A 13,627-nucleotide genomic window follows, 5' to 3' on the forward strand; every position below is an offset into this window, starting at 1 on the left:
TCGATCGGCACGCCGCGGAGCGACGGGTACACCCTTGCGCCCGGAACCGGGCCAAATAGGGTGAGAGCGTGCTTAGCGATCTCGACTCCCTCACCCTCGAAGACGCCCGTACCCGCGACGGGATCAAGTGGGCGACCACTCCGCCCGGCGTGGTCCCGGCCTGGGTCGCGGACATGGACTTCCCTGTGCCCGACGCGGTGCGGGAGGCGGTCATCAGGCGCGTCAAGACCGATATGGGCTACCCGACGTGGGTGGACAATGCCCACGTTCCTCCGCTCGCCGAGGCGTTCGCCGAGCGCATGGCGGACAGGTACGGCTGGCAGCTCGATCCCGGCCAGGTCAGGTCGTTCACGGACATTGTCCAGGCGCTCCAGGTGGTGCTGCGGCTGACCACCCGGCCCGGAGACGCCGTGGCGATGCATGTGCCGGCCTACGATCCCTTCTTCGGGACGTTCCGGGCCATGGGCCTGCGGCTGCTGCCCATTCCGATCGGGCCCGACGGCCGGTTCGAAATGCCGGACGAGCCCGCTCGCGTGGTCCTCCTGGTGAACCCCCAGAATCCGACGGGCCGCTCGTTCACCCGCGCGGAGCTGGCGGAGGTCGCCGAGTACGCCGAGCGGCACGACGCCCTGGTGGCCTCCGACGAGATCCACGCGGAGCTCGTCTACGCTCCGGCGGTGCACATCCCCTTCGCGACGATCCTCCCGGCGCGTACCGTCACGCTCACATCGGCGAGCAAGGCCTTCAACATGGGGGGCCTGCACTGCTCCGTCGCCCATGTCGGGGCCTCGGCCGTACGTGAGGCGCTGGCCGAGGAGCCACCGAACATTTATGGCTCGCCGAGCGTGCTGGGCGTCGACGCCACGATCGCGGCCTGGAGGCACGGTGACGCGTGGCAGCGGGAGGTGCTCACGATCCTGGACCGCAACCGGGAGCTGATCGCCAAGCGGCTGCCACCCCAGGTCGGCTATCGGGTCCCTGAGGCCACCTATCTCGCGTGGCTGGACTTCGGCATCACGGATGCCGCCACGTTCGTCGAGCGGGAGGCACAGGTGCGGCTCAACCCCGGTCCGATGTACGGCGGCGCCGACACACACGCCCGTCTCAACTTCGCCACCTCGGCCCCCATCCTCGAGGAGATGCTCTCCCGCATCACGCGGGCGCTCTGATCTCCCCTGCCCCGTACGGCAGGCACCGGGACCCGGGCCTGCCGTACTGGGTCGAGATCAGTTGTCGACCGTCGAGGAAGCCGCCGCGGACGCCGTCAACCGGCGGTCACGGGACGATGTTGACCAGCTTCGGCGCCCGCACGATCACCTTGCGCGGCGTGCCGTCGAGGTGGGTCTGGACCTTCTCGGAGGCCAGCGCCAGCTCGCGCAGGTCGTCCTCGGAGATCTCCGGCGAGACCTCCAGGCGGTCGCGCACCTTGCCGGCGACCTGGACGACCGCCGTGACCGACTCGCGCACCAGCAGCGCCGGGTCGGCCGTCGGCCAACCGGCCCTCGCGACCGTCGGCCCGTGACCGAGCCGCTCCCAGCCCTCCTCTGCTACATACGGCGCGACCAGCGAGAGCATCACGGCGATCGCCTCGGCGGCTTCCCGCACCGCGGGGTCGGCGGCGCCGGGGCCCGAGTCGATGGCCTTGCGTGCGGCCGAGGTCAGCTCCATCGTGCGGGCGATCGCCACGTTGAAGCGGAAGCCCTCGACGAGCTTGGTGACCTCGTCGATGGTCCGGTGGGTGACCTTGCGCAGCTCCTCGTCACCGGCCGAGAAGTCGGCCCCGGCGGCGGAGGCCTCGCCGGCCTCGACCATCACGCGGAACGCGCGGGCTAGGAACTTCTGCGACGCGGCCGGCGAGACGTCGGCCCAGTCGATGTCGTCCTCGGGCGGGCCGGCGAACAACATCGTGAGCCGAACCGCGTCCACGCCGAAGGCGTCGATCTGCTGCCCCAGGTCGACGCCGTTGCCGAGCGTCTTGGACATCGCCTTGCCGCGGTTGATGACCTGCCCTTGGTTGAGCTGGCGCAGGAACGGCTCGGTGAAGTCGACCATCCCCATGTCGTGCAGCACCTTGGTGAAGAACCGGGAGTAGAGCAGGTGCAGCACCGCGTGCTCCACGCCGCCGACATACTGGTCGATCGGGCCCCACTTGCGGACCTTCTCGACGTCGAACGGCCCGTCCTCGTAGTGGGGGTCGACGTACCGCAGGAAATACCAGGACGAGTCGACGAACGTGTCCATGGTGTCGGTGTCACGCTGCGCCGGACCGCCGCACTTGGGGCATTCGACGTTCACCCAGTCGGTGGCCGCCGCCAGCGGCGAGACGCCCTTGGGCTTCAGGTCGGCGCCGCGCACGTCGGGCAGCGTGACCGGCAGCTGCTCGTCGGGGACCGGGACCTCGCCGCAGTCGGGGCAGTGGATGATCGGGATCGGCGTGCCCCAGAATCGCTGGCGGGACAGCAGCCAGTCGCGCAGCCTGAAGTTGACCGTCGCCTTGCCGCTGCCACGCTCCGCCAGGATCTCGATGATCCGCTGGATGGCCTCGACCTTGGACAGCCCGTCGAGCGGCCCCGAGTTGACCAGGGTGCCCTCTCCGGGGGTCGCGACGCCGGTGTCGCCCGGGTCTGCCATGCCCGTGTGCACCACGACCTTGACCGGCAGGCCGAACTTCACCGCGAAGTCCAGGTCGCGCTGGTCGTGCGCGGGGACCGCCATGATCGCGCCGTGGCCGTAGTCGGACAGCACGTAGTCGGCCGCCCAGACCGGGATACGCTCGCCGTTGACGGGGTTGATCGCGTACGTCCCCAGGAAGACGCCGGTCTTCTCCTTCTCCGTCGACAGCCGCTCGATGTCGGAGAGCTTGGCGACCTCGGCCCGGTACGCGGCCAGGGCCTCGCGGCGGTCGGGGGCGACGATCTCCTCGGCCAGCGCGGCGTCGGCCGCGACCACGAAGAACGTCGCGCCGTACAGCGTGTCGGGGCGGGTGGTGTAGACGGTGACGGCCTCGTCACGGCCCTCGATCGCGAACTGGACGTCGGCGCCGGTCGACCGGCCGATCCAGTTGCGCTGCATGGTCAGCACGCGCTCGGGCCAGCCGCCCTCCAGCTGCGCCATGTCGTCGAGCAGCCGGTCGGCGTACTCGGTGATCTTGAAGTACCACTGGGTCAGCTCGCGGCGGACCACCTCGGAGCCGCAGCGCTCGCACCTGCCCGCGACGACCTGCTCGTTGGCCAGCACCGTCTGGTCGACCGGGCACCAGTTGACCAGGCCGCCCTTGCGGTAAGCCAGCCCGCGCTCGAAGAAGCGGTTGAACAGCCACTGGTTCCAGCGGTAGTACTCCGGGTCGCTGGTGTGCAGCCGGCGCGACCAGTCGAAGGAGATCCCGTACCGCTTGAACGAGGTGGCCTGCGTCTCGATGTTCGCGTAGGTCCACTCGGCGGGGTGCGCGTTCCGCTTGATCGCCGCGTTCTCGGCGGGCAGGCCGAAGGAGTCCCAGCCGATCGGGTGCAGGACGTTATAACCCTTCTGCATCCAGAAGCGCGCGATAACGTCGCCGATGGCGAACACCTCGCCGTGCCCCATGTGCAGGTCGCCCGACGGGTAGGGAAACATGTCGAGCATGTATTTGCGCGGCCTGGTGTCGGCGGCGTCCTCCACCGCGGCGAAGGGCTTCAGCTCCTCCCACCGCGGCAGCCACTTGGCCTGCAGCGCCCGCGGGTCGTACACCGGCTCGTCCACTTCCACTCCTCGCCAGGCGGCTGATCACTGATGAAAGACGCCTGCTCATGACGGAGCCCCCCGCTCCGCACGAGGGGCAGCCTGCGTTTCCGCATATCGTGTCGGCTCACGGAACAGCTGCCTGAAAAGCAGGGTCGCGACACGCGAGTCCAGCGTAGCGCAGACGACAAGGCGGTCGCCGTCGGATATTCGGGGCTGACGGTGTCAGTCAACCCACGATGCCTGATGGAGACAGATCCGTAGTGACCTCTTATGTCCCGTTAGTCTACTGTCTTCGCTGTGGCTGACCCATTCCCGGACCTGCCCATGCAGGATCCGCCAACCGATCCGACGGGGGAGCAGTTTCGTGGGGCATTCTCCAGTTTCGCTGCGGCACCCCCCACGGGGCATGAGAACATGCCAGGCACCCCCAATCCGGGCATGAATTCGGGAGGTAACGTGCCCTCGGACCGCAATGAGCCACACCGGTCGAACGCCTGGCCGGAGATCCCACCAGCGTGGCCAGAGGTCCCAGGAGCCTCCCCCTCGTTCTCCGACCCCGTGCCTCCCTTCGGCGAGAACGGCCCCGCGACCGCGGCGATGCCCCCCATCCCAGCCGCCCCTGACACCCCTTCCCGGTACTCCTCTTCGCCCGCCCCCGGCCCCCGGCCGTCCGGCGGCCCCGAGTACCGGATGCCTGAGCCCGGCGGCTCCGAATACCGGATGCCCGAGCCCGGCGGGTCCGGCTCCGCCCGGCCGTCGCAGCAGGGCAACGCCGAGGTGAGGTCGCCGTTCACCCCGGTCACCGCCCCTGTGCCCGGCGCGGAACCCTCGGACATCGCGTGGACGCCGTCCGCCTCCTTCGAGGCCATGCCCACCTCCGCGGGGGCCTTCCAAGCCACCGGGCCGTTCGACGCCGCCCGGCCCGCGCCAGGCGGACCGTTCGACACCGCCCGCCCCGCGCCAGGCGGACCGTTCGACTCCCTCCGGCCGGGTACGGCGCCGCCGGAGCCCCCGGCGTCCTCCTGGTCCCAGCCGGGGCAGGGCGACACCGGGTCATGGTCGCAGCCGGGCCAGGCCGACTGGTCGCAGCCGCGCCAAGGGGAACGGCCGGGCCAGGGGGAACGGCAGCCGAGCCAGGGGGAATGGCCCCAGTCATCCGGCCAGGCCGACACCGCGTCGTGGCCCGCCCCCGCGTCCATGTCCGCGCCCGCCACCCCCGCACCCACTCCCGCGTGGTCGACACCCGCGCCCCCGGCCCCCGCAGAGACCCCCTGGGGCGCCTCCGGCGGCTCGGACGCGGCCTGGCCCGCCGCCGGGGCCGGCGGTTCCGATACCGCCTGGCCCGCGAATGAGACCCGGGGCGCCGATCCGGCGTGGGGCGAGGCGCCCGCTCAGCCGAGCGCGCCCTGGCCCGGACCGCCCGCCGATGTCGCGCACCCGGCTTCGGCCGACCCTGCACGGGGCGAGGATCCCTACAAGCCGTTCGTGACGGCGGGGCAGATCAGCGGGCCCAAGACGCCTCCCGCGCACCGGCAGCAGGAACTATGGGACACCGTCTTCGGGGACAGCTCTCAGACCATGGACGACTACGACGACGAGCGCGGCCGGCCCGTCTGGCTCTTCGCGCTGATCGCCACGGTGATCGTGGCGCTGATCGGCGGGCTGGTGTGGGCCTTCGTCGCGGGGCCGCTCAGCGCGGGCGACACCGGCGACAAGAGCGCCACGCCGCCGTCCGAGCCGACGTCGTCGGCCGCCGCGGCCAAGCCGCAGGTGCTCTTCCCGGCCCTCGCGGCCTACAACAAGGGCACGCCTTCCCCCGTCAAGGGCACGGTGCCCGACCCCGACGCGGCCCTCTCGCTGCCGCGGCTTCGCGGGCCGTGGAAGGTCGACACCAATGCGGCCGCCATCCGCACGACGTACGGATTCTCGACGCGCCAGTACGTGCCCGCCGGGATGACGACCCGCGGCAAGCGTGAGTTCGCCCAGGTGATGTCGGGCCCGCTGCCCGAGTCGCTGGCCTCGAAGTACACCTCGCCGAGCAAGCTCACCCCCGTGGTCTCCGCCGTGATGACCACGGCCAGGCAGACGCTCTTCCCCAAGGGCAGTACGGCCGCGAAGGTGGCGCAGCAGCGCTACTCGCACAACGGCATCACCGGCCTGCTCGTCACCTACAAGGTCACCGCCGACCACGAGAACACGACGGTCGCCGTCGCGGCGCTCAACACGGGCGGCGACCTGCCGGCGATCGTCTACGTGGCGGTGCCCGAACTCAAGGACGACCTGCTTCCCGACATCAACTCGGTCTTCAAGTCGACGCGCAAGCTCAAGGCGAGCTAGGCCGGCGTCACCCGGCGGGGGCGGTCAGAAGGTGCACTCCATGTGCTTGGTGCCGTTGATGAAGCTGGAGAACAGGCGCTCAGGCTCCCCCGCCTCGATCTGAGGCACCCGCCGGAGCAGTTCGCGGAACATCACGGTGATCTCCCGCCTGGCGAGGTGGGCGCCCAGGCAGAAGTGCGGGCCCGGGCCGCCGAAGCCCACATGGGGGTTGGGGTTGCGGGCGATGTCGAACCGGAGCGAGTCGTCGAAGACGCTCTCGTCCCGGTTGGCCGACCAGTAGTAGAGGACGACCTTCTCGCCCTCGCGGTACAGATTGCCGTTCATCTCGTGGTCCCGGGTCACCTTGCGCCGCATGTAGTTGACCGGGGAGGCCAGCCGGACGATCTCCTCGACGGCGCCGGGCGCCCGGCCGTCGACGTCCTCGAGCCACGACCTCTTCTGGTCGGGGTTGAGCGTCAGTAGGCGCATGCCGTACGAGATGGCGTTGCGGGTGGTCTCGTTGCCGGCGACCACGAGCAGGATGAAGAACGAGCCCAGCTCCTGAGCGGTCAGCCTCTCCCCGTCGATGTTGGCGTTGACCAGGGAGGACGTCAGGTCGTTCGTGGGGTTTTCCACCCGGTCGGCCGCCAGCCTCTGCACGAGCTCCTGGAGCTCCATGCCGGCGGTGAGCAGCGCGGTGCCGATCGACTCGGCGTCGGAGACGTACTCGGGGTCGGAGGCGCCCAGGATGATGTTGGACCGGTCGAAGACGAAGCCGTAGTCGCTCTCCTGGATGCCCACCATGTCGCAGATGATCTTAAGGGGAAGGCGTGCCGCCACCTCGGTGACGAAGTCGCAGCCGGAGCCCTTCTCCAGAAGGTCGTCGACGATGCGGCTCGCGGCGACCTCCACGTCGTCCTCGAACTGCTTGATCATCTTGGGCGTGAACGCACGGGAGACGATCCGCCGCAGCCGGGCGTGACGGGGGTCGTCCATGTTGATCATCGAGCCGAAGTACTCGGCGAACTCGGCCGGCATGTCGATGATGCTGGTCGCCCCGCCCAGGCCGGAGGCGAAGATCTCCGGATTCCGGCTCGCCTCGAGGATGTCGGCGTGACGGACGAGCGCGTGGTAGCCGAGCCCCTTGACCGACATGTACGGAACCTCGGGGTCGGCGAAGAACGCCGGCTTGTCCAGCTCGCGCAGCAGGCGGAAGGCATGTTCCCGCTCCGCGGGAGGGCGCAGCCAGAAGGCGTGATCGGACAGGTTGATGTCCGCGGCCGACATGATGGGAGTGCTTTCCACAGGCTGGGGGGTCACGGCCGATCCCTTTCTGGCGATTCACAAACAGAATGACATTCGGTTTATCCTGCCACAGACCACCCCCAGTCCGGTGATCTCTCCAAAAATATCCCCCGGCGTGATCATGCACAGGTTCGCGGACAGCCCGCCCGACCTGCACGAACGCAACCCGTGATCATGTACTTAGAAGCGGTAGCTCAGGTGCTTGATCCCGTTGATGAAGTTGGAGAGCAGGTACGAAGGCTCGCCTTCGGCGCGGATGCCGGGCATCCGGGTGAACAACTCGCGGAACATCACGGTGATCTCCCTCCTAGCCAGGTGGGCGCCGAGACAGTAGTGCGGGCCGGGCCCGCCGAAGCCGACGTGCGGGTTCGGAGTGCGTGTGATGTCGAACACGCCCGGATCAGTGAACACGGCCTCGTCTCTGTTGGCCGAGTTGTAGAACAACAGGACCTTGTCGCCTTGCTTGTAGTCCATGCCGTTCATGGTGTGATCACGGGTGACCGTCCGGCGGAACTGGATGACGGGGGTCGAATAGCGGATGATCTCCTCGACCGCGCCCGCGATGTGCCCCTCGAAGTCGCCTGTCAGCAACGCGCGCTGGTCGGGATTGTCGGTGAACGCCTTGAGACCGTGACTGATCGCGTTGCGCGTCGTCTCGCTGCCGGCGACCACGAGCAGGATGAAGAACGACCCGAGTTCCTGGGTGGTGAGCCGCTCGTCCCCGTTGACGAGCAGGCTGGTCAGGTCGTCGGTCGGGTTGCGGCGGCGCTCGCGCCCGAGACGCTGCGCCAGCGAGCTGAGCTCGTGGCCGGCGCGCAGCAGCCTGATGAGACCGCGGGCCGTCGTCCAGCGGCCGGCGACCTCGTCGGGGCGCGCGTAGTCCACGCCGAACCCCGAATACTCGGCGTCGGCGTTGGCCAGGATCGTGTTGGTACGGCTGAGCACCATGTCATGAAATTTGGCCGGAATGCCGATCATGTCGCAGATGACCTGAACGGGAAGCCGTGCGGCGATCTGCGGGACGAAGTCGCCTGCGCCCTCCTTCACGGCCTTGCCGACGATCTCTTCGGCGGCCCGCTGGAGGTCCTCCTCCATCTTGGCGAGGACGCGCGGCGTGAAGGCCCGGGAGACGATCCGGCGGAGCCTCGCATGCCGGGGATCGTCCATGTTGATCATCGAGCCGAAGTAGACCGCCAGCCAGCGCGGCATGTCCGGAATGCTGTTGGACGTCGGCTCGCTGCTGAAGATCCCGGCGTTCCTGCTGGCCTCGGTCACGTCCGCGTGCCGTACGAGCGCGTAGTAACCGGCACCCTGCGGGATGAAGGGGATCTTGTTCTCGGTGAGGAAGACCGGCCGGTCCAGGTCGCGCAGCCGCCGGAACGCGTCCAGCCGTTCGGCTCGAGGCAGCGCCCAGAACGGAATTCGCGACAGGTCGAGCTCCGGTGCCACGCTCATGCCGTCAATCTTGTGCAAGCGACCGCCTGCGTCAAGACCTCACCCAGTGCATGATCACGCGCGGTGGCCGCGCCGCTCAACCGCGTGATCAGCGAATCTGTGCATGATCACGCGGAAGAGACGCGGGGTGACGCGGGATCAGGGCCAGTCGAGGCTGGGGCGGAGGGGGACGTGCGCAGCCGCCTCGTCGTCGAGCCGTACGCCCAGGACCTGGTGAAGCTGGATCTTGTTCCGCTCGAACCCGACCACGCAACCCGCCATGTAGAGGCGCCAGACCCGGGCGGTGCCCTCCCCCACCTCGGCGACGGCCTCGTCCCAGTGGGCGTCGAGGTTCTTGCACCACTCGCGGAGCGTCAGGGCGTAGTGCTCGCGCAGGTTCTCCTCGTGGCGGATCTCGTAGCCGACGTCCTCCATCTGGCGGACCAGGTAACCGACCGACTCGAGCTCACCATCGGGGAAGACGTACCGGTTGATGAAACCACCCTTGTTGATGGTCTTCTCGGTGCCCGTGGGGCGGGTGATGCAGTGGTTCAGGAGCCGCCCGCCCGGCTTGAGCTTGCCGTACAGGAACGAGAAGTACGACGGGAGCTGCTCCTTGCCGATGTGCTCGGTCAGGCCGATCGAGCTGACCCGGTCGAATCCGGTCTCGGCCACGTCGCGGTAGTCCATGTAGCGGACCTCGGCCAGCTCGGACAGGCCTGCCTCGGCGATCGCCTTCTGGGCCCACTCCGCCTGCTGGCGCGACAGCGTCACGCCGAGGCCTTTCACGCCGTACTCGCGGGCGGCGTGCATCACCATGCCGCCCCAGCCGCAGCCGACGTCGAGCAGGCGCATGCCGGGCTGCAGGTCGAGCTTTTTGGCCACGAGGTCGAACTTGGCGTACTGCGCCTCCTCGAGCGTCGCGTCCGCGGACGGGAAGACCGCGCAGGTGTACGCCATCGAGGGGCCGAGCACCCACTCGTAGAACCTGTTGGAGACGTCGTAGTGGTGGTGGATCGCCTCGGCGTCACGCTGCTTGGCGTGACGGCTGCCCAGCCTGGCCATGGCGCTGCGGCGCATCTCCTGCGGCGGCGGGGGGGCCTTCATCAGCAGCGGCTTGGGGCCGAGGGTGCGGATGGCGGCGACCTTCTCGCTGAGCGGCAGGTCGTTGAGTGTCAGCGACCACATGCGGTCGAGCAGCGTGTACATGTCGCCGTGCACGTCGAGGTGCCCGGAGACGTACGCCCTCGCGAGGCCGAGCTCCCCCGGAGCCTTGGCGAGGTAGGCCACCGCCTGGGGCGACTTGACCTCGATTTGGATGTCGGCGCCCGACGCGCCCGCCTTGCTTCCGTCGTACGCGGAGAACTGCACACCCGCGTCACTGCCAACGATTTTCTCGAAAATCTCGGCAAGAGTCATTTCAACCTCTCCCCACGTACGAAATCTCGTACGAAATCCACACGCAGGAACTGCCTACCTGCCCCGGACACACTTGTCGTATAGATCGAGCAGTCGCCCGCCCGGGTCGTACGCACGCTTGACCGGCCAGTACGAGTCCCCGTTGTACAGCCGCCAGAACTCCTCCCGCTCGTAGTACGAGCTGGAGTAGAGCGACTTGTGGCCACCGAGCCTGTGCACGGCATGCTCGATGAGACGGTTGTAGTAACCGTCCTGCTGACCACGCGGCAACGGGACCATGCCCCAGAAGCCGAAGTTGATGTAGAGCTTGCCCGGCTCCAGCGGGTAGATCGGCCAATCCTGGGTGGCCTTCAGCGGGCACATCCAGACCGGAGTCATGCCGACCTCGCTCTGGAAGATCTCGAGGAACTCCGCGCCCCGCTCGACCGGCACCTCGACGTCCTGGATCACCGACTCCTGCACCGGCCTGTCCCGCCAGCGGTCGAGCCGCGCGGTCACGCCGTGGCGCTGGTCGAAACCCACCAGCTTGCGGTAGACGTCCGAGCGCAGCCAACGGCGCGGCACCAGGGACCGGACCAGCGGCTGCTGCACGCCGAACGCGCGCGAGCACCAGAACCAGTCGGTGTCCCAGCGCCACAGGTAGTCGCGAATGGTGAGCCAGTCGCGCGGCCGGGTGCGGATCGACTGGTAGTAGATGCGCATCCCGGTGTAGTCGGAGGTGTAGGGCGCCTTGTCGGAGAACGTCCCGACGGTGACGTAGAGCTCTCCGGGGCCGAAGTAGGTGCCGTCGACGAAGTCGATCGGCTCGCCCTCGTGGCTGCGGCTCTCGCAGATCTCGCTCAGGGCGAGCATGCACTTGTCCGCATCGGTGAACCGGATGTGCGTCAGCCGCACGAACGGCTTGACGGGCGCCAGCTTGATGCGGATCCGCAGCGCGTAGCCGAGCGTGCCGTACGAGTTCGGGAAGGCGTTGAACAGGTCGGCGTGCTCGTTGTCGGCCCGCGCGACCACGATCCGGCCGTCACCCGTCAGGATCTCGAGCTCCTCGACCGACTCGTGCGGCAGGCCGTCCCGGAAGCTGGACGACTCGATGCCGAGGCCGGTGACCGCGCCGCCGAGGGTGATCGTCTTGAGCTGCGGCACGACGTACGGCATGAGCCCGTACGGCAGGGTCGCGTCGACCAGGTGCTCGTACGTCGTCATGCCCTGGACCTCGGCCGTCATGGTCTCAGGGTCCACCTGGATCACCTGGTCCAGGTCGCGGGCCGACAGCGACGCCGTCTTGGTGGGCTCGCGGAACCGGAAGAGGTTCGTGGTGGCCTTCGCCAGCCGGGGGGCCGCGTCGTCAGGAATCGCCGCGTAGGAGTCCCTGATCTGCTCGACCGCCTTGAGATGGGCGGTCATACTGGTCGTGCTGCTCGTGGGCATGGCACCACTCCCATGGATCATTGAGACCGCCTCTAGGCACGTTATCCCTCGAAAACAACGCAGACCAGATTAGACACGTTACGTCTCCGAAAACCATCGGGGTATGCCGTAGCCGGCGGCGACATCGGCCCTCAAACCGGACCTTTCGAATCGCCGCAGGTCAGACGGCACGAACGTCGATAACGTGTGGACGGACGGCGCGTCCGGGGCGAGGATGACGCCTTGTGGATCTGTTCGTCAGCACCCTCACGGAACGCCCCGAACTCGCGCGCGACCTGTTCGGCATGCCCACCTCATGGCCGGAATTCATGCTCAACGATCCGATCGCCGACCTGTACTACGCGGTGGCCACGACCGCCTACCCCGAGTTCGTGCTCGTCGCCACCCTCGACGGCCGTCTCGCGGCGAAGGCGCTGTCCGTCCCCCTGCCGCTCGGCGAGGATCCCCTGCCCGCCGGCGGCTGGGACGACGTCGTCAGGCGGGCCTGGCGGGCAAGACTGCGCGGCGACCGTCCCGACGCCGTCTCGGCCATCGAGATCTCGATACGGCCCGACCTGCTCGGGCAGGGTCTGTCGGCGGTGATGCTGGCCCGCCTGCGCGAGCAGGCCGCCGGGCTCGGGTTCACGGAACTGCTCGCCCCTGTACGCCCCAACGCCAAGCACCTCGAGCCGTGGACGCCGATGTCCGAGTACGCCTGGCGGACCCGCGACGACGGCCTGCCCCACGACCCGTGGCTTCGCGTGCACGTCCGCGCGGGCGGGGTGATCGACCGCGTGGCGCCCAGATCCATGGTGATCCCCGGCACGCTCGACGAGTGGCGGCGCTGGACGGGGCTCCCCTTCGACCGGCCGGGACGCCTCGAGGTCCCCGGGGCGCTGAGCCCCGTGCACGTGGACCTCGAGGCGGACCACGCCGTCTACGTCGAGCCCAACGTCTGGGTGCGGCACGCCCTCCGCTGACGGCTCACCTGCGCCGGACGACCGGGTCGACGCCGTTGACGACGTTGACGACGGGACGGCCCTCGACCGCCGCGGCGAGGTTGTCGAGCACGCAATGGATCAGCCGCGCGCTCGCCTCCGGTGTCACCGCGGCGGCGTGCGGCGACAGCAGGATCTTCTCCGACGCGCGCAGCGGGTCCGCGGCGCCGGGCGGCTCGGTGTCGTAGACGTCGAGCGCGGCCCCGGCGAGGTGCCCGGACTCCAGCGCGGACAGCAGCGCCACGTCGTCCACGATCGGGCCCCTGGCCGCGTTGACGAGGACGGCCCCACGGGGCATCCGCGACAGCCGTACGGCGTCGAAGAGCCCGTGGGTCTCGTCGGCGAGCGCGATGGCGAGCACCAGCACGTCGCTGGATGCGGTGAGCTCGTCGAGCTCGAGGTAGGCGGCGCCGCCGGAATCCGGCCTTGGCGTGCGCGACCAGTAGGACACCCGGCACCCCAGCGCGCCGAACATGCGCGCGCAGGCGGCTCCGACCGGTCCGAAGCCGACGATCCCGAGCCGGGCTCCCGCGAGCTCGCGCCGCTGGAACGTGAACTGCGGCCAGCCTCCGGCCCGCATCTCACGGTCCGCGTCAGGCAGGTGCCGCAGCAGCGCCAGCGACGCCGCGAGACACCATTCGGCGACCGCGTCCGCGTTGACTCCGGCCGTGTTGGAGACCGGCACGCCGGCCTCGGCCAGCGCCTCCAGATCATGACCGTCCACGCCGACCGACGGCTGCTGCACGAAGGCCAGCCTCGGGGCGCGCCGTACGGCCTCCGCGTCGAGCACGAGCCCGCCGCTCCAGTCGCCGACGACGATGTCGGCGTCGGGCAGCGCCTCGAGCAGGGCGTCCCGGTCGCGGCGGGCGGGGACGGCGAGTTCCACCTGGTCGCCGAGGCCTCCCAGCAGTCCGCGGAGGGCCTCCTCCGGCAGTGGGGGCAGCGCAAGGATCTTCCACGTCACGGTCGGAGTCTCGCATGCTCCAGAAACATGTTCTACTGGGCGCAGCGAATGTAGGACCCACTGA

At 69.1% G+C, this 13,627-nt stretch carries 9 protein-coding genes; 3 read left to right on the forward strand and 6 right to left on the reverse strand.

Annotated elements, in window-relative coordinates:
* The first annotated feature begins 68 nt into the window (after positions 1-68).
* Positions 69-1,169 (forward strand): MalY/PatB family protein, encoded by a 1,101-nt coding sequence (locus tag Pph01_RS21865; RefSeq protein WP_239116906.1) that lies wholly within the window; start codon positions 69-71, stop codon positions 1,167-1,169.
* Between the two features lie 106 nt (positions 1,170-1,275).
* Here the strand turns inward: Pph01_RS21865 and leuS are convergent, their stop codons facing one another.
* Positions 1,276-3,738: a leucine--tRNA ligase gene (gene leuS / locus Pph01_RS21870; protein WP_204074992.1), complete on the reverse strand. Its 2,463-nt coding sequence runs from the start codon at positions 3,736-3,738 to the stop codon at positions 1,276-1,278.
* Positions 3,739-4,410: 672 nt separating this feature from the next.
* Between leuS and Pph01_RS43395 the strand changes: the two genes are divergently transcribed.
* The gene (locus tag Pph01_RS43395; protein ID WP_204074993.1) at positions 4,411-6,057 is read left to right on the forward strand and encodes a hypothetical protein; all 1,647 of its coding nucleotides are present in this window, start codon (positions 4,411-4,413) and stop codon (positions 6,055-6,057) included.
* Positions 6,058-6,081: 24 nt separating this feature from the next.
* Here Pph01_RS43395 and Pph01_RS21880 read toward each other — a convergent pair whose 3' ends face one another.
* From Pph01_RS21880 to Pph01_RS21895, 4 genes are all read right to left on the reverse strand, one after another.
* Entirely contained in the window at positions 6,082-7,323 is a 1,242-nt protein-coding gene (locus tag Pph01_RS21880) for a cytochrome P450 (RefSeq protein ID WP_204075087.1), read from the reverse strand.
* A 198-nt stretch (positions 7,324-7,521) separates the two neighbouring features.
* Entirely contained in the window at positions 7,522-8,796 is a 1,275-nt protein-coding gene (locus Pph01_RS21885; RefSeq protein ID WP_204074994.1) for a cytochrome P450, read from the reverse strand.
* Positions 8,797-8,934: 138 nt separating this feature from the next.
* Positions 8,935-10,194 (reverse strand): class I SAM-dependent methyltransferase, encoded by a 1,260-nt coding sequence (locus tag Pph01_RS21890; RefSeq protein WP_204074995.1) that lies wholly within the window; start codon positions 10,192-10,194, stop codon positions 8,935-8,937.
* 54 nt (positions 10,195-10,248) lie between these two features.
* Positions 10,249-11,622 (reverse strand): FAD-binding oxidoreductase, encoded by a 1,374-nt coding sequence (locus Pph01_RS21895; protein ID WP_239116907.1) that lies wholly within the window; start codon positions 11,620-11,622, stop codon positions 10,249-10,251.
* A gap of 224 nt (positions 11,623-11,846) precedes the next feature.
* Here Pph01_RS21895 and Pph01_RS21900 point away from each other — a divergent pair, with 224 nt between their 5' ends.
* Positions 11,847-12,581: an N-acetyltransferase gene (locus Pph01_RS21900; RefSeq protein WP_204074996.1), complete on the forward strand. Its 735-nt coding sequence runs from the start codon at positions 11,847-11,849 to the stop codon at positions 12,579-12,581.
* A 4-nt stretch (positions 12,582-12,585) separates the two neighbouring features.
* Here Pph01_RS21900 and Pph01_RS21905 read toward each other — a convergent pair whose 3' ends face one another.
* Positions 12,586-13,563 (reverse strand): 2-hydroxyacid dehydrogenase, encoded by a 978-nt coding sequence (locus tag Pph01_RS21905; RefSeq protein ID WP_204074997.1) that lies wholly within the window; start codon positions 13,561-13,563, stop codon positions 12,586-12,588.
* Positions 13,564-13,627: the final 64 nt, after the last annotated feature.

This window comes from Planotetraspora phitsanulokensis, assembly GCF_016863295.1.
Classification (GTDB): domain Bacteria; phylum Actinomycetota; class Actinomycetes; order Streptosporangiales; family Streptosporangiaceae; genus Planotetraspora; species Planotetraspora phitsanulokensis.

Bases quoted from the DNA above. Each gene is read 5' to 3' on its own strand.
- Pph01_RS43395 (WP_204074993.1), top strand. From the start codon at position 4,411: ATGCCTGAGCCCGGCGGCTCCGAATACCGGATGCCCGAGCCCGGCGGG.
- Pph01_RS21880 (WP_204075087.1), bottom strand. From the start codon at position 7,323: ATGTCGGCCGCGGACATCAACCTGTCCGATCACGCCTTCTGGCTGCGC.
- Pph01_RS21885 (WP_204074994.1), bottom strand. From the start codon at position 8,796: ATGAGCGTGGCACCGGAGCTCGACCTGTCGCGAATTCCGTTCTGGGCG.
- Pph01_RS21890 (WP_204074995.1), bottom strand. From the start codon at position 10,194: ATGACTCTTGCCGAGATTTTCGAGAAAATCGTTGGCAGTGACGCGGGT.
- Pph01_RS21895 (WP_239116907.1), bottom strand. From the start codon at position 11,622: ATGCCCACGAGCAGCACGACCAGTATGACCGCCCATCTCAAGGCGGTC.